We start from the raw sequence: 26,680 nt of genomic DNA on the forward strand, positions 1-26,680 counted from the left end.
ATGCCCCTCCGCGACCAGACCGTTCCCGTCACACCCTTCCGCCAGAACTGTTCCATCGTCTGGTGCGATGTCACGCATGAAGCCGCGATCGTCGACCCGGGCGGCGAGATCCCGCGCCTGCTCGCCGAGGTCGAGCGCCTCGGTCTCACGCTCAAGGCGATCTGGCTGACACACGCCCACATCGACCACGCAGGCGGCACCGGCGAGCTCGCGCGGTTGCGCGACCTGCCCATCATCGGCCCGCATGAGGGCGACCAGTTCTGGATCGCCGGCCTGCCGCAGCAGTCCGCGATGTTCGGCTTCCCGCCGGCGGAGATGTTCACGCCCACGCGCTGGCTCGAGGACGGCGACACCGTCCAGATCGGCCATGAGACGCTCACCGTGCGCCACTGCCCAGGCCACACGCCGGGCCACGTGGTCTTCCATTCCGAGAGCGCCAAGCGCTGCTTCGTCGGCGACGTGCTCTTCGCCGGCAGCATCGGCCGCACCGACTTCCCCGGCGGCGACCACGCCACGCTGATCCGCTCCATCAACGAGCGCCTCTGGCCCATGGGCGACGACACCGTGTTCGTCCCGGGCCACGGGCCCGAGAGCAGCTTCGGCCAGGAGCGCCGCACGAATCCCTTCGTCGGCGGGCGCTGGGGCTGACGTACTGCGCCGGCCGCTGGCCCTCACCCCTGCCCTCTCCCGCAGCGCGGGAGAGGGAGTCAGGGCGACCGCTGCTTGCGTTTGACACGGTGGCTCTCCCGCAAGCGGGAGAGGGAGCAAGACGGCGCGACGGCTTCAGAGCGGCGACAGGCCGGTGTCCAGGAAGCGTGATTCCGGGAAACCGCGCAGCGCGAGCGCAGCCAGCTCGACGAGCTCCTCGAAGCTGCGCTCCTTCTGCAGCACCGCCACGCCGCCCATGCGGTCGGCCGCGTCGGTCAGCTCGTCGCCGATGTAGCCCGTGGTGACGATCACCGGCACCGTCGGCAGGGTCTCGCGCACCGCCACCGCCAGCTCCAGCCCGTTCATGCCCGGCATGTTGAAGTCGGTGATCAGCAGCTGCACCGGCACCCGGCCGTTCTCGATGTCGGCGAGGCACTCGGTGGGATCCTCGTAGGTGCGCACGTCGTAGCCGGCCTTCTTCAGCAGGGCCTCCACCATCATCAGCACGATCGGATCGTCGTCGACGTAGAGGAGATGCTCGCCCAGTCCGGGGTCGGCCACCTTCGTCAGCGCCGCGGTGTCGAGCGTCGCCGTGTCGCTGCCCACCACCGGCAGGTAGACCGAGAACACCGTGCCCATCCCCGGCCGCGACTGCACGTCGATCGCGCCGCCGTGCGCATGCACGATGCCGTGCACGATGTGCAGCCCCAGGCCCGTGCCCTGGCCGCGCGGCTTGGTGGTGAAGAAGGGTTCGAACAGCCGCTTCGCGACGTCCTCCTCCATGCCGTGCCCGTCGTCGCGGACGCTGAGCTCCGCGTAATGCGTCGGCGCCACGCGCCCGATCGCGAACGCATGCGGCACGTCGAAGTGCACCGCCCGCAGCGCGACGTGCAGCTGGCCGTGCCCGCCCGGCATCGCCTGCCACGCATTCGTGCAGAGGTTGAGCACCACCTGCTGGACCTCCGCCGGATCGACCGTGGCGACGCAATCGTCGCCATGCAGGTCCACCGTCAGCAGCACCGAGGCCGGCAGCGTGGAGCGCAGCAGCTGGATGCTGTCCTCCACCAGCGGGCGCAGCTTGTGCTTGGACAGCTCATGACTGCTGCCGCGCGCGTACGCCAGGATGCGCTGCACGATGTCGCGCGCGCGGTCCCCCGCCCGCTTGATCTGCTGCATGTGCCCGCGCAGCGGCGAGGTCGCCGGCAGCTCGTCGAGCATCATCCCCGCGTGGCCGAGGATCGCCGCCAGGATGTTGTTGAAATCGTGCGCCACGCCGCCCGCCAGCGTGCCCAGCGACTCCATGCGCTGGATGCGCACCAGCTTCTCCTCGAAGTCGACCCGCGTCAGCTCGTCGGCCTTGCGCATCGTGACGTCGATGAACAGCACCACCAGGCCGTGCTCGCACGGGAACGCACGGCACTCGAACCACTTGCTCAGGCGGGCGTTGAATTCCTCGTAGATGTGCGCGGCGCGCGATTGCATCGCGGATCGCGCCTCGACGTCGAAGCGCTCGCCCATCGCACCGGAGAGGGTGGTCCAGTAATTCCTGCCGATCAGCGCCTCGCGCTGGCGACCGCTGGCGCGCTCGAAGGCGACGTTGACGAACTGGATGGTCCAGTCGTGTTCGAGCAGGATGACGGCGTCGGTGACGTAGTTGAGCGCCGCCCCGACGTGCGCGACGCCTTCCTCGGGTGCAGGGGATGCACCCGAGCCGTGCGGTGGCTCCCGACCCGGCATGTGGACCCTCAGGTGACGAGGTTTCAGTGTGATCCTCGTGGGCGGCGTCGGCAATCGCTGTGCCAACACCTAACCGTAGGGAAGCCCCACGGCATCGGCCTTTCGAGCCATCAGGCCCCGAAAGCGCCGCCGTGTCTCCCCGGGCTTGCCCGCAGTCCCTGCCGGCGTCCCTCAGGTCTTGGACGGCGCCGGCGGCTCGAAGCGCTGCGCAGGCTTGGGCGCGCGGGCGTACAGGTTCTGCACGCGGGGCAGCGTGCGCTCGATGTCGCGGATCCGCGTCGGGCCGGACGGATGGGTGGACAGGAACTGCGGCGGCGCGCCCTTGCTCGCCTTCCCCATCTTCTCCCACAGCGTGACGCCGGCGTGAGGGTCGTAACCGGCGCGGGCCGCCAGCTCCATGCCGACCAGGTCGGCTTCGCTCTCGTCCTCGCGGCTGAAGGTCAGCGACAGCAGCTGCCCGCCGATGTTGGCCACGCCGCGGCCGAGGTCGCCCAGGCCGAAGATCGCCGCGCCCAGCTGGATCGCGCCGTTGGTCGCCATGTTCTTGCCCATGCGCTCCCGGGCGTGTTCGCGCAGCGCGTGAGCCATCTCGTGGCCCATGATCATCGCGACCTCGTCGTCGCTGAGCTGCAGCTGCTGGAGGATCCCGTAATAGAACGCGATCTTGCCGCCCGGCATGCAGAAGGCGTTGAGCTCCCTGCTGCCGATCAGGTTCACCTCCCAGCGCCATTGCTGCGCGCGGGTGTTCCACGCGCCGGCGAACGGGATGATGCGCTGCGCGATCGCGCGCAGGCGGACGACCTGCGGATGGTTGGCCGGCGCCAGCGCCTTCTGCGCCTGGGCCTGCTGCATCATCTGCGCGTACTGCTTCTGGGCGGCGGCCTCGACCTGCTCGGCCGAGATCAGCTTGGTGAAGCCGCTCTGCTTGCCGACGTCGACCCCGTCCTGCGCCCAGGCGGGGGTCAGCGCGAGCGCGCCGCCGGCGGCCATCAGGCCGGTGAACAGGCGCCGTGCGGGCTGGCGCGGCGCGCCATCCTTGCCGCAACGACGGCAGTCGCATCGGCCGAAACCGTAGGCGGGCGCCGAAGGCAGGTGGACATCGGCGTCGGAGGAGAAATCAGCATCAACCATGGCGAGATTCTAGGCAGGCGACAATCCCGGTCATCATGTCCCAGTCGCCACTGATCACGCCGTCTCCGACCTGCGCCACCTCGCCCCTCGCCCCGCAGGAGTTCCGCGCGGCGCTCGGCATGTTCGCCACCGGCGTCACCATCGTGACCGCGCGGGCGGAAGACGGCACCCTGGTCGGCCTGACGGCCAACTCGTTCAACTCAGTGTCGCTGTCGCCGCCGCTGGTGCTGTGGAGCCTGGCGCGCCGGGCCGGCTCGATGCCGGTGTTCAGCCGCGGCTCGCATTACGCGATCAACATCCTGGCGGCCGACCAGAAGGACCTGGCGCAGCGCTTCGCCACGCGCGACATCGACCGCTTCGCAGGCGTGCGCTTCCGCGAAGGTTGCGGCGGCGCGCCGGTGCTGGAAGGCTGCGCGGCCGTCTTCGAATGCGCGAACCGCAGCCAGTACGAGGAAGGCGACCACGTCATCTTCGTCGGCGAGGTCGAGGCCTGCACTCGCGCCGAACAGGCCCAGCCGCTGATCTTTCATGGCGGGCGGTATTACACCGAGCTGCCGATCTGAGTCGAGAAAACTCTAGACCGGAATGAACAGACCTTCGCCGGCATGGTCGAGGAGGCGGACCGGTCGGTTTCGCCTGATCACTGCGGCGAACTGTTGCCGAAGCGCCAGTGTGCTGATGGCACTCGGCTCCGCGACATGTGCGCCATTCTTGTAGCGACTCAGTCCACGCTTGGACAGCAGGTAGTCCACCCTGACTCGCCAGGACGAACGACGGATGTGCGCGAAGAGATCGGGGGACAGCGCATTGACTGCAAGGTCGTAGCGCTGGAGCAGACGTGAAAAACGAGAAAGACTCGAAGCCTCATCGACCGAGGCCGGTGCGAGGACGGTCGCGGGCGATGTCGATGTGTCCATAACGGCCGCGAACTTCCACAAGGGCTCGTGGTGCGCAATGCGATTCCGAAGATCCTTGATCTCGAAGAACTCGGTCAGCGCATTCCGACGGGCGATCGCATTTGTCCAGTTGAGCGAAGCGCCAGGCTGACTCAGCGGATGCGCTGGCAGGATTCGTGGCATCAGCGTGGTCCGATGCCGCGCCACCCAAGTCAACACGTTCGGCCAGAAACCGAAGGACAGACGTGAAACGATCTCATCGGCATTTGGAGAAATCGGACGTGCTTTCTGGCGGACCTCGGTGACCTTGTCCATCGTTCCGGATTTCAGCTGGCTCGAAAGCATGTCCCACCAGTGGCTGCTCGCTGAAACACCTCCAGTCGTGTTGAGACTGAGCTCGCGATGGATGTTGTTCCTGAGGGCGACCTCGAAGTAGGACAGAAGCTTTGCGAGCTCGCCACAGACTTCTCCGTTCCACATGTACAGGCCGACCGCTTCGTCCGCGCCCACTTTCCAGTAGTTGCGATAGCTGTCCAATCGTGGCTTGGAAACGATCTGTTCGAATACGCTGGCTGGAGGATGCATCCCGCCCCTGTCCCGGAACATTACTGGAGTACACTTCTTCTCGACGCGCTGGTAAGCCAACCCGTGAGGGAGCCCCAGTGTAAAGAGTGTGAAGGCCTCCGAAAGGAGGCCTTCCGCTTTCTGGAACGGAATTTATTCGGCGAGATCTTTGCGCAACAGTGGCAAAAGACGCCGCTTCGGCAATGTCGGAAGATTCAATCCTCCGCGTGCCGGCCGACCGGCCAGAACGGCGCCATGCGCCGCACCGCGCGCCAGCGCCAGACGGCGAGCAACGCGGTGAGCGGAGCCGTCACGGCGACGACGTGCCACGGCATGATCTGGAAGAACCGGTTCGCGACTATGCTCACGCCGGCCACCAGCATCCATCCGAGCATCATCGCCACCGTCTGCATCGCGCCCGGCTGACGTCCGCGCGACCAGTCCCGCCACAGCAGCAGACCCGCAGGCAGCGCGATGGCGGCGAAGTGAAGGCCCATCAGCGGCTGGTCGGCCGGCCAATCGCCGGGCACGAGCGCCACCATCAGCGCCAGCACCGCCGCGCCGAAGCCCAGCACCAGCAGGAACTGCGTGAGCATCCTCCGCGCGAGCACGCGGTTCATCGCCTCGCCGCGCGGCATGCCCGGCACGAGCGTCAGCAGGGCCTGCTCCGCCCGCGTCCGCTGCAGCATCGAAGAGAAGCTGAGCAGCGGCCCGAACAGCGCGCACATCACGCCGAAGGACGTGCCCGGCAGCGCATGCTGCAGCACCGTCGCCGCGCGATCCGCTGGCAGCCAGAACAGCACCGCGAGCTCCGCCACCAGGAGCGCGAGGAAGATGACCCCGGTCACGCTCACGGTGGCCGCCCAGTGCAGGTTGCGCATCGCCGCGATCTCCGCCCGCGCCGCGACGCTGTCGGCGGTCGGCGTCGCGGTGCGGATCAGGTGCCGGGTCCAGACGGGCAACCCCCAGGTGAACGGCTTGGACAGGAAGCAGAGGACCGGATGCCCCGGTGGCCGCCCGGTCCGCGCCGTTCGGATCCCCTTCATCGACATCAGGTCGCTGAGCTGCTTCGCCGATTGCCAGTTGCGCAGGTGCCCGGCGCCGCCGTCCTGGAACAGGTGCCAGAGGACCGCGCCCAGCGCGAGCATCGCCAGCGCCGCCTGCGTCACGGGCTGCTGCTGGTGCCAGTCGCGCAGCACCGCTGCTGTCTCGCGCCAGACGACGGTGTCCTTGAGCAGCGCGCTCGGGATCCATGGAAAGACCCAGAACACGAACCAGGTGATGGGCCAGCGCAGCGCCATCGAGAAGCTGACGAGCACCGCGCCCGCGAGCATCACGAAGCCCGGGAAGTGGCCGAACACCGCATGGAGGAGTCCGCCGGTGGCCAGGGCGATCAGCAGGAACAGGGCGACGGCGACTTCCCGCAGTTGGCGCAGATGGCCGGGCACCAGGCGCGCGCTGACCGGATGGTTCTGGTTGCTCAGCGAGCCCGCGCACAGCCACCACACGAACTGCAGGCCGATCGCGGCCGTGATGCAGAAGGCCGTGGCAGCCGCCGAAGCGGACTTCATGGCGCCCAGCGCCGTGATCACCGCGAGCGGCAGCAGCAGCCACCAGAGGCGGCGCAAGGGACGGGCTGTCGCGCGGAGCACCGCCAGGTGTCCGCTCAGGCCCGGCTGCGGCAGCGCCAAGCCGGCGTTCATTGCGTCAGCTCCAGGAAGAGGTCTTCCAGGCTGAGCGCCTCGCAGCGCATCGTCGCGTCGCCTTGCGGCAGCCGTCCTTCGGGGAATCGCACCAGCCAGCGCGGCTGCTCGCCGAGGTCGCGCCGGCCCAGCACCTGGCCGCCATGCGCGTCGACCGCCGCCTGCAATCGGCCCACCGGACCGGACAGCAGACGGATCTGTTCCGCGAGCGCGTCCTGCGGCGCGTGCAGCGCGATGCGGCCGCGGCTCAGGAAGGCGACGTTGAAGGCCACGCGTTCCAGATCCGACAGGATGTGTGTCGAGAACAGCACCGTCGTGCCCCGGTCCAGCACCTGGTCGACGAGCTCACGCAGGAAGTCGCGCCGTCCGGCGGCGTCCAGGCTGGCGACGGGCTCGTCGAGTACGAGCAGATCGGGCTCGTGCGCCAGCGCGCGGATGATCGACAGGCGCTGCTGCTGCCCCTGCGAGAGCTGGCTGACGCGGCGGTCGCGCGGGATCTCCCAGCGCGACATCAGGCCGTCGACCTTGGCGTCGTTCCAGCGCGGATAGAAGCTGCGGAAGTAGCGCAGCAGGTCGCCGGCCTGGAAGTCCTCGAACAGCGCCGACTGCTGCGGCACGTAGCCCAGCCGTGCACGCAGCGCGTCGTCCGGCGTCAACGCGGGCTGACCGAAGAGCCGCACCTCGCCGGCCTGCGGCTCGCGCAGACCCAGCAGCGTTTCCAGGAGCGTGGTCTTGCCGGCGCCGTTGCGACCCAGCAGACCGACGACCTGCCCCGGCGCCAGCATCCAGTCCAGGTTCGACAACACGCCGGGCTGGCCCTTGAAGTCGACCCGCAGGCCGCTCGCGCGCACCGGCGGCGCGGCGAGCGCGTCATCGGCGAGCGCCCGGCTCTGCGCCGGGCTGATCGTCAGCGAGTGGTCGAGGGTCTCGTGCAGTGTCTGCTTCAGCGTGTGCGTCATCGCGTCTCTCCCTGGTCTTCGAGCAGCGCCTTGAACAGCGCCAGCACCTGATCCGGCGGCAGCTCCAGCTGGCGCGCCTCGGCGGCGGCCTTTTCCAGCGCGGGGCGCAGCAGCTCCACGCGGCCGCGCGTCTTCATCGCCTTCTGATGCTGCGCCGCCACCACCATCGGCAGGCCGCGTCGGCGCTCCACCAACCCTTCCGCCTCCATCAGCCCGAAGGCCTTGGAGACGGTCATCGGATTCACGGCCAGCGCCTGCGCCAGCTCGCGCACGGAAGGGATCTCCTGCCCCGCCACCAGCTGCCCGCTGGCCACGCGGCGGCGCAGCTGCTCCACCAGCTGGCGGTAGATCGGCTCGGCGGAGCCCGGGTTGATGCTGAAGAGGAGGTCGGCGTCCATCGGCGGCTGTCGGCGCCGACGGCATCGTCAGCGTGTATCAGTACAGTAATACACAAAGCGACGGGACGTCAAGTGCGGGATCCGTCGTTGTCCGGCCGCGCCGGCGTTCCGGGGTGTTCCGCCGCGGGCAGCCTGCCGAGCTGCGCCTGCGCCAGCCGGTGGTAGATCGGCACGCTGATCCAGCGCGACACCAGACTGGCGAGCAGCGCGGCCGCCATCAGGCTCAGCACCATCGAGTGGCCGTCCACCATCTCCATGACGATGATGAAGGACGTCACCGGCGCCTGCGTCACCGCCGCGAGGAAGGCCGTCATGCCGATGGCGATCATCACCGCGGCGCCCTCGGTGGTGTGGGTCAGTTGGGCGATGTCGCTGCCGATGCCGGCGCCGATCGCCAGCGAGGGCGCGAAGATTCCGCCGGGCGCGCCGGACCAGACCGCGAGCCAGGTCGCCACGATGCGCAAGGTGACGTAGAGCACCGGCAGGTCGAGGTGGCCTTCCACCAGGCCCCGGGTGTAGTCGTAGCCGCTGCCGTCGGTGGCGCCGTGGCTGACCAGCCCGAGAACCGCGATCGCCAGGCCGCAGGCGAAGGCGAAGCGCACCGGGAACCGCGCTCGCCACCGGCTGAAGCGGTCGGTCCCGCCGAGCAGGCTGCGTTGCAGCAGCCGCGAGAAGACGCCGCCCGCCAGCCCGCACCCGACCGCTGTCAGCAGTCCGGGCAGCAGGTGCGACCAGGTGAGGTGGTCCACCCGCAGTCGGCCGAAATAGCTGGCATTGCCGAAGGCCGACACCGCGATCAGGCCGGCGAGCACGATGGCCGCGATGATGAGCCCGCTGCTGCGCTGCTCGATCTTGCGGGTGAGTTCCTCGATGGCGAACATCACCCCGGCCAGCGGCGCGTTGAAGGCCGCAGCGATGCCGGCCGCGCCCCCGGCCACCAGCAGTCCGTCGTGATTGAGCGGCGAACGCCGGGGCAGCCAGCGCTGCGCATGTTGCATGACGCCCGCGGCGATCTGCACCGAAGGTCCCTCGCGTCCGATGGCCAGACCGCCCAGCAGGCCGCCGGACACCAGGAACAGCTTCGCGGCGCTGAGCTTCAGCGACACGAAGAGCCCTTGCCGCGCCGCATCGACCTTGGGCGACAGGGCCGCCATGACCTGCGGGATGCCGGAGCCGGCCGCTCCCGGTGCGAAACGTCGGGTCAGCCAGACCAGGCCCGCGGTGCACACCGGCGTCCAGAGCAGCGGCGCCCACGGGGACCACGCGCGCAGTGCCGTGAAGCCCGCCATCGCCTGTTCGCTGACCCAGGTGAACACCACGACGGCCAGTCCCGCCGCCACGGCGAAGCCGAGGACCACGGCGCGGGCCAGCCATTGACGCCAGTCGGCGAGATCGTCGCGCACCGCCGACAGGAAATCCGGGTCGGCGTGTGCGGGCGCCGGCGGGTCGTTGGCATCGCCGTCGCCGCGGGGCATTGGCGGGGAATTCTCTGCAGGGTGATCGCCGGACATGACCCCAAGTATCCCGCCCTGACAAGGGCCGACTGTCGTCGCGCGTACGTCAGGATCCGGCCGTCGGCTCCGGGAACTTCTCCGCGTAGAGCTGCGCCAGCCAGTCCACGAACACCCGCACGCGCGGCGAGAGCTGCCGGTGCTGCGGATACAGCACGGACAGCGTCATCGCCGGGCTCTGCCATTCCGGCAGCACCTCGACGAGCCGCCCCGCCTGCAGGTCCGGCTCCAGGTGGTAGCGCGGCACCTGGATCAGCCCGCAGCCGCGCAGCGCGCAGGCGTAGTAGTTCTGGGCATCGTTCACCGAGATCCAGCCCGGCAGCGCGTAGCGCCGCAACTGCCCGTCCACGGTGAGCTCGATCGGGTAGTCCACGCCGCCGCCGCTGGCGAAGAAGCGCACCGTCTGGTGCCACGGCAGATCGTCCGGATGACGCGGCGTGCCGGCGCGCGCGAGGTATTCGGGACTGGCGCAGATGGCCTGCGGCATCGACGCCAGCTTGCGGGCCACCAACGTCGAATCGCGCGGCGTGCCCGCGCGCAGCACGCAGTCCACGCCCTCGCGCACCAGGTCCACCAGACGGTCGCCGCCGCTGACCACCAGCTCGATCTGCGGGAAACGCTCGCGGAACTCGTCGATGCGCGGCAGAACGATCTGCGACGCATGGACCCCGTGCATGTCCACCCGCAGCACGCCGCGCGGGTTCGACGCCACCTGCTTCAACGAGGCCTCGGCATCGTCCAGCTCGTTGAGCACCAGCACGCAGCGCTCGTAGTACGCCTGGCCGTCCAGCGTCGGCCGCACGTCGCGCGTGGTCCGATCCAGCAGCCGCGTGCCCAGCCGCGCCTCCAGCGCCTTGATGGCGTGCGTGGCCGTCGCCCGAGGGATGTCCAGGTGCGCGGCCGCCTGCGTGAAGCTGCGCAGCTCCACGATCCGGGTGAACAGCTGAAGGGTCTCGAATCGGTCCATTCCAGCATCCTCGCAGGCTTTTGTTGAGTCAGGTTGAACTGACAAGCCAATTCTCACGCCTTTTTCCGGATCAGATCAACAACCAGAATTCGTTCCATCGCAACCCGGAAGTCCTTCATCCCCTTCCCCCCGACTTCCGACAACCCCTTGGAGCGAACCATGACCACCCCTTCCTCCTCTTCCTCTTCGACCCCGATCTCGACCTCCACCGACCGCGGTTTCCGAACCGCCCTCGTCACCGGCGGCTCGCGCGGCATCGGCCAGGCCATCGCCAAGCAACTCGCCGCCGACGGCTTCACCGTCGTCGTCAACTACGCCGGCAACGCCGCCGCGGCCCAGGAGACCGTCGCCGCCATCGAAGCCGCCGGCGGCCGCGCCACCGCCGTGCAGGCCGACGTGTCCGACGCCGGCCAGGTCGCCGCGCTGTTCGAGGAAACGCTGCGCCGCCACGGCCGCCTCGACGCCGTCGTGCACAGCGCCGGCGTGATGCCCATGGGCGCGATCAAGCCGTCCAGCCTGGAGACCTTCGACCAGGTCATCGATACCAACCTGCGCGGCGCCTTCCTGGTGCTGGCGCACGCCGCCGAGAAGGTCGCCGCCGGCGGCCGCATCGTGGCGTTGTCGACGAGCGTGATCGCCAAGTCCTTCCCCAACTACGGCCCGTACATCGCGTCCAAGGCCGGCGTCGAAGGCCTGGTGCATGTGCTGGCCAACGAGCTGCGCGGCCGCTCGATCACCGTCAACGCGGTCGCCCCGGGACCCGTCGGCACCGAGCTCTTCTTCAAGGGCAAGTCGCAGGAGCAGATCGACAGCGTCGCCAGGATCGCCCCGCTGGAACGCCTGGGCACGCCCGAAGACATCGCCCACGCCGTGTCCTTCCTCGTCGGCCCCGGCGGCGGCTGGATCAACAGCCAGGTCCTGCGCTCCAACGGCGGCTTCGCCTGAGCCCTGAGCGCTGAACGCTGCGCCCGACCGGCCGCCCCGCGGCCCGGTCCCGTGAGCCCTCGCATCCCCATTTCCCTGGAGCACTGTCATGACTGATTCGAAGACTTCCCCCGCGGCCGCCGCGTCGTCCCAGGTCATCCTCGTCACCGGCGCGTCGAGCGGCTTCGGCGCCATGAGCGCCCGCGCGCTGGCCGACGCCGGCCACATCGTCTACGCCAGCATGCGCGCCACGCAGGGCCGCAACGCGCCGCAGGTCGCCGCCGTCGACGCCTACGCCCGCGAGCACGGCGTGAAGCTGCACGCGCTGGAACTCGACGTCCAGTCGCAGGACTCGTCCGACGCCGCCGTCGCCCGCATCGTGGCCGAGCAGGGCCGGCTCGACGTCGTCATGCACAACGCCGGCCACATGGCCTTCGGCCCGGCGGAAGCCTTCCTGCCCGAGCAGTACGCGCAGCTCTACGACGTCAACGTGATCGGCGCGCAGCGGGTCAACCGCGCGGCGCTGCCGCAGCTGCGCCGTCAGGGTCGCGGGCTGCTGCTGTGGATCGGCAGCAGCAGCACGCGCGGCGGCACGCCGCCCTACCTGGCGCCCTACTTCGCGGCGAAGGCGGCGATGGACGCGGTCGCCGTCAGCTACGCGGGCGAGCTGGCGCGCTGGGGCATCGAGACGGCGATCGTCGTCCCGGGCGCCTTCACCAAGGGCACCAACCACTTCGTGCACTCGGGCTCGCCGGGCGACGTCGAACGCGTCGCGGCCTATGACAGCGGTCCGACGCAAGGCCTGGCCCAGGAGATCATGACCAACCTGGCCGCCGCCGAACCCGCCGACGCGGATCCGACCGAGGTGGCCCGCGCTGTCGTGGACGTCGTCGGCGCGCCCTTCGGCAAGCGCCCGTTCCGCGTCCACATCGATCCGTCGGAGGACGGCAGCAACGTCGTCAGCGCGGTGGCCGACCGGATCCGTTCGGAGTTCCTGCGTCGCGTGCAGCTCGGCGATCTGTTGACGGTGCGCAACGCGGGCGCCACGCCCGTGTGATCCCGTGCCGGCGATCGTGGGACGGGCGCGATATCCTCGCCGCGGCGCAACACCCGACCCCTCCGTATCCCATGATCGTCGGCATCGACCTCGGCACGACCAACAGCCTCATCGCCGTCTTCCGCGACGGCCTCCCGCAGCTGATCCCCAACGCGTTGGGCGACTTCGCGACCCCGTCCGCGGTGGCCATCGACGACGCCGGCAAGCTGATCACCGGCCTGGCCGCGCGCGAACGCGCCGCCACCGATCCGGCCCGCACCGCGCAGGCCTTCAAGCGGATGATGGGCACTGACCGCACCGTGCGCCTCGGCGACCGCCAGCTGCGCGCCGAGGAGCTGTCGGCGCTGGTGCTGCAGTCGCTGAAGGCGGACGCCGAAGCCTTCCTGGGCGAGCCGGTCACCGAGGCCGTCATCACCGTCCCCGCCTACTTCAACGAGGCCCAGCGCCGCGCGACGCGCGCCGCAGGCGAGCTCGCCGGGCTCAAGGTCGAGCGGCTGCTCAACGAGCCCACCGCCGCCGGTCTGGCCTACGGCCTGCAGGACCGGCCCGACAACAGCACCTTCCTCGTGTTCGACCTGGGCGGCGGCACCTTCGACGTGTCGGTGCTGGAGTACTTCGACGGCGTCGTCGAGGTGCGCGCCAGCGCCGGCGACACGCGTCTGGGCGGCGAGGACTTCGCGCACGCCGTGGGCAAGCTGTTCATCGAGCGCTGCGGGGCACTGTCGCTGGCCGAGCGCGAGCGGCTGCAGAAGGATCCCGCGCTGTGGTGGCGCGCCGCCGAGCAGGCCAAGCGCGACCTCAGCGAGCGCGAGAGCGCCGTCATGGGCCTGATGCTGGACGGTCGCCGCGCGGAGCTGGAGATCACGCGCGCCGATTTCGAATCGGCCACCGCCGAGCTGCTGCAGCGCCTGCGCCGCCCGATCGAACGCGCGCTGCAGGACGCGCAGCTCTCGCCCGCCGCCTTGAACGAGGTCGTGCTGGTGGGCGGCGCGACGCGCATGCCGATGATCCGCCAGATGATCACGCGGCTGTTCCAGCGGCTGCCGCTGCGCACCATCGATCCCGACCAGGCGATCGCGCAGGGCGCGGCCGTGCAGGCCGGGCTGAAGGCGCGCGACGCGGCGCTCGACGAGGTCGTGCTGACGGACGTGATGCCGTTCTCGCTGGGGGTGATCACCTCGCAGCAGGTCGGTCAGCAGCGCGTCGGCGACCGGTTCAGCCCGATCATCGAGCGCAACACGCCGGTGCCGGTGTCGCGCGTGCAGCGCTACTACAGCGTCTTCGACCAGCAGAAGATGGTGGAGCTGGACATCCGCCAGGGCGAATCGCCGGTGGGCAGCGACAACCTGCATCTGGGCAAGCTGGAGCTCGCGCTGACGCCGGCGCCGGCCGGCGAGGCCTCGATCGAGGTGCGCTTCACCTACGACGCCAACGGCCTGCTGGAAGCGGACGTGCGCGACGTGCTGGGCGGCCATGCCGCCAGCCTGCTGATCCGCAACACGGCCACCGAGATGAGCGAGACACAGGTCGCCGAGGCGCTCAAGCAGTTGCGCGCGCTCAAGCGCCATCCGCGCGACGAGGAAGAGAACCGCTATCTGGTCGAGCGCGCCAAGCGGCTCTATGAGGACCGCCTCGGCGAACAGCGCGTGGCGATCCAGGTGTGGCTGGGCCAGTTCGAACAGGCGCTCGACACCCAGGACCCGCGCGTCATCCGCCAGGCCCGCCAGCAGATGCGCGAGGCGCTGGACAGCGTGGACGGCGGCTTCCGCTTCTGATCCGGGAACGCGGCGATGGAGGCTTGGCACGAGGACTGGCACCGCGATTGCGTCACGGTGGGGCTGGGCGCGCCCAGCAGCGACCTGGGCGAGATCAAGCGCGCCTATGCGAAGACGCTGCGCAAGACCCGGCCCGACGACGACGCGCAGGCCTACCAGGCGCTGCGCGAGGCCTATGACCGGCTCGTGGCGCACGCCCGCCGGCGGGAGCTGATCGCGGCGCAGGTCGCGGCCGAAGCGTCCGCCGTCGTCGACGAGCCGGTGCCCGGCACGCCGGCGCCCGCTCAAACGACGTCCGTTCAAACGACGTCCGACCGGCAGAACGTCGTCGACCCGGTCACCGCGCCGTCGCCCTTGGCCGAACGGATCGACGCCCTGATCGACGCCGAGTGGCCCGCGACGGCGCCGTTCCCGCCTGCGTCGGCGCCGGAAGCCTCGCCCGCCCCGGCACCCGTCCCCCACCCGCCGGCCACCGGACCCGTCTTCCAGGATCCATCCCCGGGACCTTCGCCGGAAGCGCTCTGCCACGAACTCGTCGACCTGCTCAAGTCCGGTCCGGCGAAGCTGGAGGCCGCGCTGCCGGCGCTTCGCCGCCGGCTCGGCGATCTGCCGCTGGATCAGCAGCTCGAGGCTTCGGCGCGATTCGCCGACCTCGTGGTGCAGCTCGAAGCGCATCTGCCCACGCACCTGATCGATCTGCTGCGTGAGCACTTCGACTGGTCGCGGGATTTCCGCATCGAGCGGATGCTGGGCGACGAGCGCATGGCCGCGCTCGCGGCGGTGCTGGAGCGCCATCCGCCGCCGATCACCGATCCGGGAACGCTCGAGGAGTTCGCGCCGACGGTCCGCATCGCCCAGTTATCCGGTTCAGCGCGTGCGGCAGACCGGGTCAAGGCCTTCATCGGCGCCCTGTTGATGGGGCACACGCTGCCGCTGCATCTGCAGTGGGCGAGCTGGCCGTTGCTACGCCGCCTGGGACTTCAGGCGACGGAGCTCGTCGCTGTCGAGGCACTGGACAAGACGACGCGCGGTGCGGCGCTTGTGCTGATCGGGCTGCTGGCCGGCGTGCTCGGCGGCGTCCTGGCGGGCAGTGTCATCGAGGGCGTCGACCACGGCGTCTCCGCCCCGTTCTGGGTGGTCCTCTTCTGCCTGTTCATGGGTGGCCTCGGCCGTGCACTCGACTTCCTGCGCGAAGGACCCGACTTGCTGGCCGGGAAGCTCAGGTCGGAACGCTGGAACCGGGCGTCGCCCTGGCTGGGCGCCGCGAGCTTCGGCGTGACCGGCCTCATCCTGCAACTCCCGACGGAGTCTGGCGGTGCCATGGTCGTGCTGGCCCTGGTGTGCCTGGCGGTCGGCCTCCTGCTCGGCCTGAAGGGGACGACGGCGATGATCTCGACCGCAGCGGCGCTGTGGTGGTTCATCGTGTCGGCGACGACGACGAAGATGCCCGTCGTCGCGGGACTGCTGGCCGCGTGGATCTCTGCCGGCGTCTCGGTCTACCGCCTGCGTCTGTACGTGCCCAACCCGACCTTCCGCGTGCAGCCCATGCGCCCGGCGGGCGGATGGAAAGCCATTGCGCTGTTGCTGACCGTCGGGCTGCCGACGCTGATGGCCTGGCTGTCCAGCCTCTGCGGCATGCGGCTGACGCTGGGCGCCGTCACGCTTGCCCTCACCGCGGGGAGCGCGGTGGGGGACATCGGTCTCCTGCCGCGCGCCGCGATCATGGTCGGCACGTTCTATCTGACGCTGGGTCTGTGGCTCGCGGCCCAGCGCGCGGGCTGGCACCTGGCGCGGCGGCTGTTCCGGGACGGGCAGGCGACGTCCGCCGCGGACGGCGGACGCTGACGGCCTGTCATCGACGGCCTCTCACTGACGGTCGGTCACTGCACCGGCACCCAGCCCGACGGCGACCAGCGCAGCAGCACGTCCGTCAGCGGGTTGGGCGACTTGCCCATCAGGTCGCGCACCTGCGCGCGCAGCGCGTCGAGGGTCGAGACGTCGTCGTCGCTGACGTAGAGCACCGTGTCGTTGGCCGGCGCGGCGACGATCAGCTTGCCCTTCTGCGCGTCGGCCAGCGGCTTCCAGTCGTCGATGAAAACCAGCCGGCTCGGCTGCGGCACGGGGCCGTCGAGCTTGCCGACCTCGCCCGCCGGCACCGGCTTGGCGTGCTGCAGCACCTGCGGCATCGCGTCGTAGGTGTTCTTGCGCGCGGTCTCGCGAACCTGGTCCACCGACAGGTTCAGCGTCTTGTAGTCCTTCTCGCTGATGAGTCGCGATGCGCGCATCGTGTCGAACACCGGCACCGTCACCAGCGGACCGATGAAGGGCCGCGGGCGGAAGGTGGTGGCGTCGCCGCCGACCTCGCGCTGCGCCTGCTGCACGGAGGCGGCGGTGCGCACGGCCAGCCGCAGCGACTCGCGCGTGGCGGGGATCGTCGAGGTCCGGAACTGCTGCGTCGTCGTCTTCACGAACACGTTCACGTCGTCGGCGCAGTTGCCGCGGTTGGACTGGCAGCCCGTGTAGAGCTTGTCGAGCTTCGTGCGCTGGTCCGCGACGCCGAGCGTCAAGGGCTCGCGGACGACGACGGTGGCATCGCCCAGTTGCTGGCGGAGCTGCGCGGCGACGTACTCGGTGAAGCCGACGGCATCCTGCGGCACGGTGCCGGCCTGCGCGTGCGCGCTGCCTGCTGCACCGCAGAACGCGGCTGCGGCCGCGACGGCGGCCAGGGTGGAACGGAGAACGGAACGCGGTTGTCGTTGTAGACGAAGACGCATGACGGACATGAGGACCTCCGTGATTTCATGGGGAGGTCCGGGTTGGGCAAGCATCGCTCCCGCCGGGTGTACTGCGACGGCTGCTGGCCCTCACCCCCGCCCTCTCCCGCAAGCGGGAGAGGGAGTGAGAATGCACCGAGCCATTCGACTCAGGAGCACTGGGGTGGCCCCCTCTCCCGCACTGCGGGAGAGGGTGGGGGTGAGGGCCAGCGACGGTAGCAGTACGGAAGCGCTCAGCGCGCCTTCACGCGCCCTGCACGCGGTACTGATCCGCCTTCGCCACGCCCTCCATCGCCGGATCGCTGACCGACGGCGCGCCGGTCTCGATGTGTCCGGCGAAGCGGCGCAGGAAGTCGGTCTGGCCGCTCACGCGCACCGACACGTCGTACCAATGCGCCGCGACGGCAACACCGACTCGAACTTCGCTGCTGCTGCGCGCCGGCACGTTCACCGTGCGCGGCGTCGTGCCCTGGTACCGGTTGTGCGCGATGCTGAAGCTCGCCGCGACCGGTCCGGTGTTGACCAGCGTCAGCACCAGCTCGCCGGTGGCCGGCGCGGACTTCGCGATGACGTCCGGATTGGGCTGCCCCGCCGCCGCCGCACGCCGCGCATTGCCGGCGAGGTGACGGTGGAAGCCGTTGGGACCCAGCACCCACAGGTCGTACGCGCCCGCGCTCTGCGGCGCGAAGCTGCCGGTGAGCTGCTTGCCCGCCTCCACCGTGTAGCGGCGCGGGATCTCGCTCAGGCGGGTGCGATCGTAGACATGGAACACCGCCGCCGCGCTGCCCGTGTTCTGGAACGTGACGGCGATCGTCGACGCATTCGGCCCTGCGCCCGGGGTCACCGCGCACGTGGCCTGCAGGTCATACGGAAGCGCCCGCGCCGGACGCACGCCCGCGCCCTGCGACGGCAGCTGCAGCGAGCCCGGGACGGGCGGCGTCGTGGTCGAGGGCAGTGCCCGCGCCTTGTTGGCCAGGGCGACCGTGTCGGGCAGCTTCGAGAAGAACTCGCTGTCCTCCGGATCGGCGAAGTTGAAGCACGAGGTCAGGTCACCCGCGACCGCGCGGCGCCACGGACCGATGTTGGTCTCCTTCACCCCGAAGCGCGCTTCGATGAAGCGCAGCACCGACGTGTGGTCCGACACCTGCGAGTTGACCCAGCCGCCCTTGCTCCACGGCGACACGATGTACAGCGGCACACGCGGGCCCATGCCGTACGGACGATGCAGATAAGTGGCGGACGCGCCGTTGAGGATCTCGCAGTACTCGCCGGTCGTGTCGACCGTCGACGCGCCGGCGAGCACCGCCTGCGCCGGGTTCGCGTTCCACGTCACATACGACGGCGCGGCCGGCGGCGGCACGTGGTCGAAGAAGCCGTCGTTCTCGTCGAAGTTGATGAACAGGACGGTCTTGGCCCACACCTCGGGATTCGAGGTCAGCGCGTCCAGCACCTTGGCCGTGTAGTCGGCGCCCTGCGCGGGGCTGGACGGCCCCGGATGCTCGGAGCCCTCCGCCGTCGCGACGATCCACGACACCTGCGGCAGGCGGTTGTTGAGCACGTCGTCGCGCAGCAGGTCCAGGTCGCGCGTGGAGATGCCGCGGTCCTTCAGCACCTGCGAGAAGCCCGGGCGGTTGTACCAGCCGTCGCGGAACACCTTGAACCCGGCCAGCGAGTTGTCGGTGAAGTTGTCGTCCATGTTCTGGTAGACCTGCCAGCTGATGCCGGCCGACTGCAGGCGCTCGGGATAGGTGGTCCAGGTGTAGTCGTCGAGCGGGTTCGGGTTGAACCAGTCGTGGCTGTTGTCGGTGGACGGGCCGTTGCCCAGGCGCAGCGGATCGTTGGTGCCGGTCCAGATGAACAGGCGGTTGGTGTTGGTGCCGGTCTGCGTCGCGCAGTGGTAGGCGTCGCACAGCGTGAACGCGTTGGCCAGGGCGAACTGGAGGGGCAGCTCCTGCTCCTTGAAGTGGCCCATCGAATGGTTCTGCTTGGCCTTGGGCCAGTTGTTCATGCGGCCGTGGTCCCAGGCCGCCTGCGCGTCGGTCCACGAATGCGGCGTGCCGCTGACGCGCATGAAGGCGAAGTTCTGCGCCGTGTTCAGGTGGAAGGGCGCGATCGCGCCGGGCGCGGCGTTGTTGACGGTGGGCTGGACCCAGACCGAGCGGCCCTTCACGTTGGCGGAGTCGGCCACCGGCGCCGGGAACGGATCGCCGAAGCCGCGCACGCCGTTCATCGTGCCGAAGTAGTGGTCGAAGGAACGGTTCTCCTGCGTCAGCACGACGATGTGCTCGACGTCCCGGATCGTGCCGGTGCGCACGGCCGCCTTGATGGACAGCGCGCGGGCGATGGCCGGCGGGAAGCTGGTCATCGCGGCGGTGGCGCCGGCGGCGCCGGCGACGGCACGGAGGAACTGGCGGCGGGGCGGTTGCTGCTGCGTCATGGCGGGTCTCCTCAGGCGGCGGTGGTGGCGGTGGCGTTCGTGGCGGCGCTCGCGTGCGGCGGCGTCTTGCGGCGGCGGATCACCAGCGCGGCGACGGCCAGGCCGCCCAGCGCGAGCGCGCCGGAGGCGGGTTCCGGCACGGCGGCGGCGAAGGTCAGGTCGTCCATGACGAAGAAGGCCGGGTCGTTGCTGCGGAACACGAGGCGGTCGACGAGGCCGGCGTAGCCGCTGCCCAGGAATGCGGGGCTGTCGCTGAGGTTGAGCAGCGAGGCCGACGCGACGAGCGCGCCGCCGAAGTACAGGTCGACGGCGACGTTGACGCCGTCGAAGCCGGAGAACCAGGCGCCCTGGAAGGTGCTGGGCGTGAGGAAGCCGATGGCGCTGGTCGAGCTGTCGCCGTCGAAGCCGAGCGTGGCGCGGCGGTCGCCGGAATGCGGCGTGTACGGGGCCTGCTCGCCGGCGTACTGGAACCAGGAGCTGGCGGACCAGTCGAGGCCGGCGTAGTTGGCGGGGACCAGGCCGTCGTCGGTCAGGTCGTCGAAGGTGACGACGGTGGCGGACGCGAACGGTGCGGCGACGGCCAGCACCAGCGGCAGGCAGGCGCGGGTGACGAGGGCGGACAGTGTGCGGGCGAAGGGCTTGCGCATGGGGACTCCAGGGAGGTCGGGCGGACGGGAAGCGCCGCGGCCGCGCGTCGATCCGACGGAGGGTCAGGTCTTGAGTGCGCGGATGCGGGAGGACGCGGCGGATGTTCAGAGGCCGGGGTGACAGACCGGTGAACGGTCGGTGTCATCGACGGGCCTGGAACTTGCCCTCGGGGCCTTCGTCCCTGGAAGCGGGGGCGCGTCGCGGGAGCGACGCGAAGGCGTCATGTAACGCTGAAGCGCAGCGTTCAGACGCGGGAGGAAGCCTACGCGGACCGGTTGATCACACCCTTCATGTCCTCGCCGGCCAAGGGCGTGGACGTGTGCTCATGGACGATCTTCCAGACGCCGTCTCGGCGCAGCAGCGTCCAGCTGATGCGGTTGTCCATCGTGAACTTCGTTTCGCCGTGGACCACGAGTTCATAGCGAACGAACGCGTGCAGGGCGGCCATGTCGCCACTGGCGTGCATATGGGGATCGTCGAACACCACGCGGTTGGCACCCTCGCCCGCCATCTTGAACCAGCGCTCGACCGCGCCGCGCCATTGCGTCTCGCCGTCGTAGGACCACTGGTCCCAGCAGTCGTAGATCTGCGCGTCCGGCGCGTACAGCGCCAGCAGCGCGTCCACATCCTTGGCCGCGGCGGCGGCCTGGTACGCGCCCAGCAACGCCAGCACCTGCTGGCCGACGGCCGTGTCATTGGCTCGTGTCGTCATGCATCTCTCCCGGTGGAAGTTGGAAGGTGGAAGGCGAAGGGCAAACATCCCTCCTCCCTCACGACGATCGAAGCCCGCCCGTTTCGACACGTCCCAGGATCACCTACCCGGCGTCATTGCATGAAGGGGAGTGCACCGATGGTCGAGAGCACCATGGACAGCAGCATCAGGCCCAGGAAGGCCAGGATCGGACGTGCTCGTTCGCCCTCCGGTCGGCTGCTGTACAGGTAGATCGGCACCACCAGCAAGGTCGCGGCCAGAATGCCGCCGCCCATCATCGTGCCGCCGAAGAAGCGCCGCTGGATGGAGTCGCGCCGGTACCAGGCGTAAACCACCGCCATGAACGCGAAGGTCAACGGGATCTCGATCATGCCCAGTCGCTTGTGGTGGAGCCCGCTGTACCCCGACACGCAGCCGCTGAGCAGCGACAGCACGGCCAGGACGATCAAGGTGCGTTTCAGGGTCACGGGGTGTCTGTGTCGAGGTGGGAGGAGATCGACTGTAGCGGCGCTTACCCGCGGGTCGGATCCAGGTCCTCGCGAAACGCGTTCTGCCAATAGCCGTGATCAGTATGAACAGGGGGACTGACCTCCCTGAATCAGTTCCCCCATCGAGTCCGCACTTTGGAGGAAAGACACGAGCGGATCGCCTGCCGACACTGCAGGCACCGGATCGAAAGATCCCAACGTTGGAGAACGATGATGGCAATGGAAGTAACCCTGCAAGCAATCGAACAGGGTGCCGAGGTCTTCCCCTTGTGCGCGGTGCAGCAGTATGTGCATGCGTTGCGATATCCCCCGTCGATCTTCGGCGCCTCGGCTCCACCCGGCTTGGAGGCGGACCATGAGGAGCGCGACTGGTCGCAGGCCCTGCAGGACATCCGAAGCATCCTCGACTTCCACGGCGTATCCCCGCAGGCGTTGTCCGCGAAGCTCCAGGCCGCCGCGCACTTCGTCCAACTGCATGACCTGCGTTTGTGTGGAAACCCCTGGCTGCATGTCATGCGCTTCCGGAACGTCGCATCGATTTCGTACGTGATCCATCTCGACCTGGACCAGGCCGACGCGAACACGTGGAATGACCGCTTCCACGAGAAGCTGCTCAGTCAGGACATGCCCGACCTTCCGTTCTATGTGAACCTCAGGGAGCGTGGACCGACACGTTGACGGAATATTTGCCCACTGCGACAGGCCAACCATGCCGATCAACAGCAAAGAGCTACTGCAGCTAGCCCAAGAGCTCGCCGCAAGTCCGACCGAAGTCAAGCGAAGGGCTGCCATCAGCCGCGCCTATTACGCCGCCTACCACCGTTGCTTTGACTGGGAGAAGAAGCTTCCCCTGGCCGGGGAAGATCAAGGTCTTCACGGCAGCCACGAAACCCTGATCGCACGTCTCAAAAATCCACATGAGCGATGTGACAAGGCAGCGGCAGAGTGCTCCCGTCGCATCGGAGCTCAGTTGGAGATTCAACGCGAGCATCGCTCATGGGCGGACTACAAGGTGAAGCACCATCTGCCGAGCCGCATGTTGACAGAGCAATTGCAACTGGCTGCCGCCGTGATCGAGCGATGCGATCGTCATGAACGAGGAGAACGGATCAGCAGCGCATCGGTTTGGAGTAAGCCGTGATTCCCAAAGACCTTCGCGCAGAGCACCCCCACTTCAGATCCGATTCCTCGCAAAGCGCTGATACCACGCCACCGCCTCCGCATTCGCCATCGCGTCGCGCTTCATCACCTGCTCCGCCGCGGCGCCGAGCAGCAGCTTCTTGATCGGCAGCTCCATCTTCTTGCCCGACAGCGTGCGCGGGATCGCCTCGACCTGGTGGATCTCGTCCGGCACATGCCGCGCCGACAGCGCCTTCTTGATCGAGCTCTTCAAGCGCAGTTGCAGCGCCTCGTCCAGCGGCAGGCCGTCCCGCAGCTGCACGAACAGCAGCAGGCAACTCGGGCGCCCGAGGTACTCCAGGTCGACGACCAGGCTGTCCAGCACCTCGGGATGCGTCTCCACCGCGCGGTACAGCTCCGACGTGCCCATCCGGATTCCATGGCGGTTGATCGTCGCGTCCGAGCGCCCGTAGATGATCCCGCCGCCCGACGGCGTGACGCGCAGCCAGTCGCCGTGGCGCCAGATGCCTTCGCCGTTGGGGCCGCGGTACATGTCGAAGTAGCTCGACAGGTAGCGCTCGTGGTCCCGGTCGCCCCAGAAATACAGCGGCATCGACGGCATCGGCCGTGTGCAGACGAGCTCCCCGACCTCGTCGATCAGCGCCCGCCCCTGGCCGTCCGCATCCACCTCCGAGAACGCGTGCACGGCCGCACCCAAGCTGCGCACCTGCATCTGGCCGCGAACCAGCGGCTCCGTGATCAATCCCGTGAGGAAGGCCCCGGCGAAGTCCGTGCCGCCACTGATGATGCAGATCCAGATCGGACGGCCGTCGGGCTTCGGGCAGTTCGCCCAGATCCAGTCGTAGCTCTCGTCCGCCAGCGGACTGCCCGTGCTGCCGATCGCGCGAAGCCGGCTCAGGTCGCCGTGCTTGAGGGGTTCGACACCGGCCTTCAGGCAGCTCGCGTAGAACGCCGCGCCAGCACCGAAGAAGGTCGCGCCCGACAGTGCGACGAAGCGCCACAGCGTGCTCCAGTCAGGCGCGTCCTTCGGCCCGGCCGGGCTGCCGTCGAACAGGCAGATCGTCGTGCCGCCCATGAGCGCGCCGACCTGGCAGTTCCACATGATCCAGCCCGTCGAGCTGTACCAGTGGAAGCGGTCGCCCGTCTCCGCGGTCGCGCCGACGTTGTTGTGGATGGACCCCTTGAGCATCTCCAGCAACACGCCGCCGTGCCCGTGCACGATGGGCTTGGGCAGACCCGTCGTGCCGCTGGAATAGACGATCCACAGCGGATGGTCGAACGGCACCGGCTCGGGCGCGTGGGAGCGCGTGTTGGCGATCAGCGTGTCCCAGCGGTGAGCGCCGCGCTTCGTCGTCGCAGCAGGTGCCGCCAACGGCGAGGGGTCGGCCTGAGGATCCAGGTTGCCCAGCAGCACCACGTCGGTCACGGTCGGCAGCTCGTCGAGCAATTGCCCGAGCATCGCCATGCGGTCGATGTCCTGTCCGGCGTAGCGCACACCGTCGGCGGCGATCAGCAGCTTGGGCTCGATCTGGCGGAAGCGGTCCAGCACCGCCACCGGCCCCATGTCCGGCGAGCACACCGACCACACCGCGCCCAGGCTCGCGACGGCGAGGAAGGCCACCGCCGTCGCCGGTACGTTGGGCAGGTAGGCGGCGACACGGTCGCCGCGCCGCACGCCGAGCTCGTGCATCGAGGCCGCGAGCGCACCGACCTGGCGACGCAGCTCGGGCCAGCGCATCTCGCCGAGTTCGCCGCGCGCGAGCATCGCTTCGTTCGCATGGACGATGGCCGGGTGGCCGGCGGATTCCGCAGCGTCGACGTGCCGCAGTGCCTGCGCCGCGATGTTCAAGGTCGCGCCGCGGAACCACACCGCACCGGGCATGCGTTCCTCGCAGAGCGCGGCGTCGAAGGGCGTCGCCGAGCGCAGGTCGAAGTGGTCCCAGATGCTGCGCCAGAACGCGTCCAGCTCCGTCACCGACCAGCCCCACAGCGACGCGTAGTCGTCGAAGACGAGGCCCCGCTGCTCGTGCAGGAAACGGCGGTAGTGATCGATCTGCGGCGTCGGGAGCATGCGGGACTCCTTGTCGAGTCCTGACGGTAGCCGAGTTCCCACGGGCTTGCCGTCACGCGCGTGACCGACTCGATCGGGAGGGCTCGGCATACCGTACTGCGGCGGCCGCTGGCCCTCACCCCCCGCCCTCTCCCGCGGTGCGGGAGAGGGAGCCACCCCAGTGCTCCTGCTACGAATGGCGCGTTTCTCCTCTGGCTCCGAATGTCTCGGTGCATTCTCACTCCCTCTCCCGCTTGCGGGAGAGGGCGGGGGTGAGGGCCAGCGGCGGTGGCAGTGCGGCAGACCTCAGCGCTTCGGCAGCTTGTCCGTCTCGATGTCGACGTAGGGCCAGAAGATCTGGTTGAAGAATGGGCGTCGGTATCCCACCACCCACGGCTGCGCGATGTCGGTGACGATGCGGTGCACGCGGAACTTCTGCGGCATGTAGGCGGTCAGCAGCTTCTGCGCCTCGCGCAGCAAGGCCGCGCGCTCCGGGCCGTCGGGCAGCACCATCATGCGGCGGTAGAGGTCGTCGTAGCGCTCCAGCTTGAAGCGACCCAGGTTCTGCCCGCCCGCCGCCGGCCCGTACAGCAGCTCCAGCCCCAGCTGCGCATCGGGCGTCGAGCTGTTGAAGCCCAGCTGCCAGATCATCAGTTGCCCAGCGCGCGCCGACTTCAGGTTCTCCGGCCACTGCGCCATGCGGATGCGCATCCGGACGCCCAGCTTGTTCATGTCCCGCTGCCACAGCTCGTCATAGGGCTTGGAACGCGAGTCCGGCGTCGACGCCACCTCCAGCACAAGCGGGCTGCCGTCGGGCTTGTCGCGCCAGCCGTCGCCGTCCCGGTCGACATACCCGTAGGTGTCGAGCAGCGCCTTGGCGCGGGCCAGGTCGTAATCGCTGTTCTCGCTCTTGTAGTCGTCCTCGTAGCCCCAGGTCCCCGGCGCGATGACGGACTGCGCCGGCACCGCCTGATAGTGCCGCGTGGTGACGATCTCCGTCGGCACATCGGTGGCCAGCCCGATCGCGCGTCGCAGCGCAACCTTGTCCGGCGTGTAACCGCCGACCGTCGGGTCTTCCATGTTGAAGTAGTACATCGTGCGGTCGCTGGCCAGCACGCGGTACAGCTTCATCCCCTGCTTGTCGAGGTTGGGCGCCAGCTTGCCGTGCGGGATCGCGACGTCCGCGTACTCCTCCGGCAGCTGGTACAGCAGGTCGAACTCGCGGTTCAGGTAGGACAGCCAGCGCGGCTGACCCGCTTCGATGATGCTGATCTCCACCGCGTCCACCATCGGCAGCTTGCGGCCCTTGAAGCGGGCCGCCAGCGCCTCGCCTTCCGTGTCGCCCGGCGCCGGCTGGGCGTCGTAGAAGACGTCGCGGAAGCCGGGGTTCTTCACCAGCCGGATCAGCGATCCGCGCCGCCAGCGCTCCAGCATGAACGGCCCCGTGCCGACCGGGTGCTCCATCGTCTTGCCGGCGTAGGCCTCGATGACCTCGCGCGCCACCGCGCCGTAGGTGTCGCCGCCGGCGAGGTTGTAGATGAAGCGCGGCCGCGGCTCCGCCAGCTTGAACTGCAGTGTGTAGCGGTCGAGCGCGCGCAAGCCTTCGACGGGCTTGTCGTAGTCGAAGGGCTTCTTCGTCTCCAGCGACGCGACACGCAGCTCCTCCAGGCCGAGGATGCCCTCCTGCTTGAAGCTCGAATACAGCGGTCCCTTCGTCGCCGGGTCGTAGAAGCGCTTGAGGCTGTAGACATAGTCCTGCGCCGTCAGCTCGCGCCGCTTGCCCTTGAACGCCGGATCGTCGGCGAAGTAGATGCCGGGGCGGATCTTGATGGTCCAGGTGCGGAAATCCTCCGAGACCTGCGGCATCTCCGCCGCCGTGTTGGGTTTGAGCTTGAACGGCCGCGCGAGGTAGTCGTAGTTGTAGAGCGACTCGAAGATGTGGGCGGTGACGATGCGCGAATACAGATCGCTCAGCTGCGCCGGATCGAAGCCCGTCTCGGCGACGAGGAAGGCGTAGCGCAGCACCTTCTCAGGCTGCGCCGCGGCAGGCTCCGGTACCTTTGCGGGCTGCGGCTGCGGCGGCGGCGCGGCGACCGCCGCGACGGTGGTCGCGCCCAGGACGAGCGCGGCAAGGGAAGCGAGGAGTCGTGCGCGCATCGGT

At 69.1% G+C, this 26,680-nt stretch carries 23 protein-coding genes; 8 read left to right on the forward strand and 15 right to left on the reverse strand.

Features of this window, described 5'->3' with window-relative positions; genetic code table 11:
• Complete coding sequence (locus ACQZ13_RS27925) at positions 1–648, forward strand: MBL fold metallo-hydrolase (protein ID WP_431049079.1); 648 nt, start codon at positions 1–3, stop codon at positions 646–648.
• Positions 649–783: 135 nt separating this feature from the next.
• On the opposite strand, the gene ACQZ13_RS27930 is transcribed toward ACQZ13_RS27925, so the two are convergent.
• Both ACQZ13_RS27930 and ACQZ13_RS27935 read right to left on the reverse strand, forming a co-directional pair.
• On the reverse strand, positions 784–2,385 hold the full coding sequence (locus tag ACQZ13_RS27930; RefSeq protein WP_431049080.1) for a hybrid sensor histidine kinase/response regulator: 1,602 nt from the start codon (positions 2,383–2,385) through the stop codon (positions 784–786).
• Positions 2,386–2,556: 171 nt separating this feature from the next.
• Positions 2,557–3,516 (reverse strand): M48 family metallopeptidase, encoded by a 960-nt coding sequence (locus tag ACQZ13_RS27935; RefSeq protein ID WP_431049081.1) that lies wholly within the window; start codon positions 3,514–3,516, stop codon positions 2,557–2,559.
• A gap of 35 nt (positions 3,517–3,551) precedes the next feature.
• Here ACQZ13_RS27935 and ACQZ13_RS27940 point away from each other — a divergent pair, with 35 nt between their 5' ends.
• On the forward strand, positions 3,552–4,079 hold the full coding sequence (locus ACQZ13_RS27940; RefSeq protein ID WP_431049082.1) for a flavin reductase family protein: 528 nt from the start codon (positions 3,552–3,554) through the stop codon (positions 4,077–4,079).
• 12 nt (positions 4,080–4,091) lie between these two features.
• Here ACQZ13_RS27940 and ACQZ13_RS27945 read toward each other — a convergent pair whose 3' ends face one another.
• The 6 genes from ACQZ13_RS27945 to ACQZ13_RS27970 all read right to left on the reverse strand — a co-directional run bounded on the left by ACQZ13_RS27945 (position 4,092) and on the right by ACQZ13_RS27970 (position 10,514).
• On the reverse strand, positions 4,092–4,997 hold the full coding sequence (locus ACQZ13_RS27945; RefSeq protein WP_431049083.1) for a hypothetical protein: 906 nt from the start codon (positions 4,995–4,997) through the stop codon (positions 4,092–4,094).
• Between the two features lie 194 nt (positions 4,998–5,191).
• A complete protein-coding gene (locus ACQZ13_RS27950; protein ID WP_431049084.1) occupies positions 5,192–6,679 on the reverse strand; it encodes a hypothetical protein in 1,488 nt (495 codons plus the stop codon).
• Positions 6,676–7,638, reverse strand: coding sequence for an ABC transporter ATP-binding protein (locus tag ACQZ13_RS27955; RefSeq protein ID WP_431049085.1), 963 nt, complete (start codon positions 7,636–7,638; stop codon positions 6,676–6,678). The genes ACQZ13_RS27950 and ACQZ13_RS27955 overlap by 4 nt, the downstream gene beginning before the upstream one ends.
• The gene (locus ACQZ13_RS27960; RefSeq protein ID WP_431049086.1) at positions 7,635–8,036 is read right to left on the reverse strand and encodes a GntR family transcriptional regulator; all 402 of its coding nucleotides are present in this window, start codon (positions 8,034–8,036) and stop codon (positions 7,635–7,637) included. Before ACQZ13_RS27960 ends, ACQZ13_RS27955 begins: the two co-directional genes overlap by 4 nt.
• 68 nt (positions 8,037–8,104) lie before the next feature.
• The gene (locus ACQZ13_RS27965) at positions 8,105–9,511 is read right to left on the reverse strand and encodes a chloride channel protein (protein WP_431049087.1); all 1,407 of its coding nucleotides are present in this window, start codon (positions 9,509–9,511) and stop codon (positions 8,105–8,107) included.
• 85 nt (positions 9,512–9,596) lie between these two features.
• Complete coding sequence (locus ACQZ13_RS27970; protein ID WP_431049088.1) at positions 9,597–10,514, reverse strand: LysR family transcriptional regulator; 918 nt, start codon at positions 10,512–10,514, stop codon at positions 9,597–9,599.
• Positions 10,515–10,673: 159 nt separating this feature from the next.
• On the opposite strand from ACQZ13_RS27970, the gene ACQZ13_RS27975 reads away from it, so the two are divergent.
• From ACQZ13_RS27975 to ACQZ13_RS27990, 4 genes are all read left to right on the forward strand, one after another.
• On the forward strand, positions 10,674–11,459 hold the full coding sequence (locus tag ACQZ13_RS27975) for an SDR family oxidoreductase (protein WP_431049089.1): 786 nt from the start codon (positions 10,674–10,676) through the stop codon (positions 11,457–11,459).
• An 88-nt stretch (positions 11,460–11,547) separates the two neighbouring features.
• Positions 11,548–12,495 carry an SDR family NAD(P)-dependent oxidoreductase gene (locus ACQZ13_RS27980; protein ID WP_431049091.1) on the forward strand — a complete coding sequence of 316 codons (948 nt, stop codon included), beginning with the start codon at positions 11,548–11,550 and terminating at the stop codon, positions 12,493–12,495.
• Between the two features lie 71 nt (positions 12,496–12,566).
• Positions 12,567–14,270 carry an Hsp70 family protein gene (locus ACQZ13_RS27985; protein ID WP_431049092.1) on the forward strand — a complete coding sequence of 568 codons (1,704 nt, stop codon included), beginning with the start codon at positions 12,567–12,569 and terminating at the stop codon, positions 14,268–14,270.
• 15 nt (positions 14,271–14,285) lie between these two features.
• Entirely contained in the window at positions 14,286–16,115 is a 1,830-nt protein-coding gene (locus ACQZ13_RS27990) for a hypothetical protein (RefSeq protein WP_431049093.1), read from the forward strand.
• A gap of 35 nt (positions 16,116–16,150) precedes the next feature.
• On the opposite strand, the gene ACQZ13_RS27995 is transcribed toward ACQZ13_RS27990, so the two are convergent.
• The 5 genes from ACQZ13_RS27995 to ACQZ13_RS28015 form a co-directional block, all read right to left on the reverse strand.
• Positions 16,151–17,053, reverse strand: coding sequence for a hypothetical protein (locus ACQZ13_RS27995; RefSeq protein WP_431049094.1), 903 nt, complete (start codon positions 17,051–17,053; stop codon positions 16,151–16,153).
• A 235-nt stretch (positions 17,054–17,288) separates the two neighbouring features.
• The gene (locus ACQZ13_RS28000) at positions 17,289–19,481 is read right to left on the reverse strand and encodes a phosphocholine-specific phospholipase C (RefSeq protein ID WP_431049095.1); all 2,193 of its coding nucleotides are present in this window, start codon (positions 19,479–19,481) and stop codon (positions 17,289–17,291) included.
• An 11-nt stretch (positions 19,482–19,492) separates the two neighbouring features.
• Positions 19,493–20,128, reverse strand: a complete 636-nt coding sequence (locus ACQZ13_RS28005; protein ID WP_431049096.1) for a PEP-CTERM sorting domain-containing protein — start codon at positions 20,126–20,128, stop codon at positions 19,493–19,495.
• A gap of 263 nt (positions 20,129–20,391) precedes the next feature.
• The gene (locus ACQZ13_RS28010; RefSeq protein ID WP_431049097.1) at positions 20,392–20,841 is read right to left on the reverse strand and encodes a YybH family protein; all 450 of its coding nucleotides are present in this window, start codon (positions 20,839–20,841) and stop codon (positions 20,392–20,394) included.
• Positions 20,842–20,954: 113 nt separating this feature from the next.
• Complete coding sequence (locus ACQZ13_RS28015) at positions 20,955–21,308, reverse strand: hypothetical protein (protein ID WP_431049098.1); 354 nt, start codon at positions 21,306–21,308, stop codon at positions 20,955–20,957.
• A 234-nt stretch (positions 21,309–21,542) separates the two neighbouring features.
• Here ACQZ13_RS28015 and ACQZ13_RS28020 point away from each other — a divergent pair, with 234 nt between their 5' ends.
• Together ACQZ13_RS28020 and ACQZ13_RS28025 are read left to right on the forward strand one after the other, a co-directional pair.
• Positions 21,543–22,007: a hypothetical protein gene (locus ACQZ13_RS28020; protein ID WP_431049099.1), complete on the forward strand. Its 465-nt coding sequence runs from the start codon at positions 21,543–21,545 to the stop codon at positions 22,005–22,007.
• A gap of 31 nt (positions 22,008–22,038) precedes the next feature.
• Positions 22,039–22,470 (forward strand): hypothetical protein, encoded by a 432-nt coding sequence (locus ACQZ13_RS28025; RefSeq protein ID WP_431049100.1) that lies wholly within the window; start codon positions 22,039–22,041, stop codon positions 22,468–22,470.
• A 33-nt stretch (positions 22,471–22,503) separates the two neighbouring features.
• Here ACQZ13_RS28025 and ACQZ13_RS28030 read toward each other — a convergent pair whose 3' ends face one another.
• Positions 22,504–24,540 (reverse strand): acetoacetate--CoA ligase, encoded by a 2,037-nt coding sequence (locus tag ACQZ13_RS28030; RefSeq protein ID WP_431049101.1) that lies wholly within the window; start codon positions 24,538–24,540, stop codon positions 22,504–22,506.
• A gap of 285 nt (positions 24,541–24,825) precedes the next feature.
• The gene (locus ACQZ13_RS28035; protein ID WP_431049102.1) at positions 24,826–26,676 is read right to left on the reverse strand and encodes an ABC transporter substrate-binding protein; all 1,851 of its coding nucleotides are present in this window, start codon (positions 26,674–26,676) and stop codon (positions 24,826–24,828) included.
• Between the last annotated feature and the right edge of the window lie 4 nt (positions 26,677–26,680).

Source organism: Roseateles sp. L2-2 (assembly GCF_050613215.1).
In the GTDB taxonomy this organism is placed as follows: domain Bacteria; phylum Pseudomonadota; class Gammaproteobacteria; order Burkholderiales; family Burkholderiaceae_C; genus Roseateles; species Roseateles noduli.

Coding starts and splice junctions, on each gene's coding strand:
- ACQZ13_RS27985 (WP_431049092.1), top strand. CDS start 12,567: ATGATCGTCGGCATCGACCTCGGCACGACCAACAGCCTCATCGCCGTC.
- ACQZ13_RS28000 (WP_431049095.1), bottom strand. CDS start 19,481: ATGACGCAGCAGCAACCGCCCCGCCGCCAGTTCCTCCGTGCCGTCGCC.
- ACQZ13_RS28005 (WP_431049096.1), bottom strand. CDS start 20,128: ATGCGCAAGCCCTTCGCCCGCACACTGTCCGCCCTCGTCACCCGCGCC.
- ACQZ13_RS27935 (WP_431049081.1), bottom strand. CDS start 3,516: ATGGTTGATGCTGATTTCTCCTCCGACGCCGATGTCCACCTGCCTTCG.
- ACQZ13_RS27945 (WP_431049083.1), bottom strand. CDS start 4,997: ATGCATCCTCCAGCCAGCGTATTCGAACAGATCGTTTCCAAGCCACGA.
- ACQZ13_RS27995 (WP_431049094.1), bottom strand. CDS start 17,053: ATGTCCGTCATGCGTCTTCGTCTACAACGACAACCGCGTTCCGTTCTC.
- ACQZ13_RS28020 (WP_431049099.1), top strand. CDS start 21,543: ATGGCAATGGAAGTAACCCTGCAAGCAATCGAACAGGGTGCCGAGGTC.
- ACQZ13_RS27990 (WP_431049093.1), top strand. CDS start 14,286: ATGGAGGCTTGGCACGAGGACTGGCACCGCGATTGCGTCACGGTGGGG.
- ACQZ13_RS27970 (WP_431049088.1), bottom strand. CDS start 10,514: ATGGACCGATTCGAGACCCTTCAGCTGTTCACCCGGATCGTGGAGCTG.
- ACQZ13_RS27950 (WP_431049084.1), bottom strand. CDS start 6,679: ATGAACGCCGGCTTGGCGCTGCCGCAGCCGGGCCTGAGCGGACACCTG.
- ACQZ13_RS27940 (WP_431049082.1), top strand. CDS start 3,552: ATGTCCCAGTCGCCACTGATCACGCCGTCTCCGACCTGCGCCACCTCG.
- ACQZ13_RS28025 (WP_431049100.1), top strand. CDS start 22,039: ATGCCGATCAACAGCAAAGAGCTACTGCAGCTAGCCCAAGAGCTCGCC.
- ACQZ13_RS27975 (WP_431049089.1), top strand. CDS start 10,674: ATGACCACCCCTTCCTCCTCTTCCTCTTCGACCCCGATCTCGACCTCC.
- ACQZ13_RS28010 (WP_431049097.1), bottom strand. CDS start 20,841: ATGACGACACGAGCCAATGACACGGCCGTCGGCCAGCAGGTGCTGGCG.
- ACQZ13_RS27930 (WP_431049080.1), bottom strand. CDS start 2,385: ATGCCGGGTCGGGAGCCACCGCACGGCTCGGGTGCATCCCCTGCACCC.
- ACQZ13_RS27960 (WP_431049086.1), bottom strand. CDS start 8,036: ATGGACGCCGACCTCCTCTTCAGCATCAACCCGGGCTCCGCCGAGCCG.
- ACQZ13_RS28035 (WP_431049102.1), bottom strand. CDS start 26,676: ATGCGCGCACGACTCCTCGCTTCCCTTGCCGCGCTCGTCCTGGGCGCG.
- ACQZ13_RS27925 (WP_431049079.1), top strand. CDS start 1: ATGCCCCTCCGCGACCAGACCGTTCCCGTCACACCCTTCCGCCAGAAC.
- ACQZ13_RS27955 (WP_431049085.1), bottom strand. CDS start 7,638: ATGACGCACACGCTGAAGCAGACACTGCACGAGACCCTCGACCACTCG.
- ACQZ13_RS28030 (WP_431049101.1), bottom strand. CDS start 24,540: ATGCTCCCGACGCCGCAGATCGATCACTACCGCCGTTTCCTGCACGAG.
- ACQZ13_RS27965 (WP_431049087.1), bottom strand. CDS start 9,511: ATGCCCCGCGGCGACGGCGATGCCAACGACCCGCCGGCGCCCGCACAC.
- ACQZ13_RS27980 (WP_431049091.1), top strand. CDS start 11,548: ATGACTGATTCGAAGACTTCCCCCGCGGCCGCCGCGTCGTCCCAGGTC.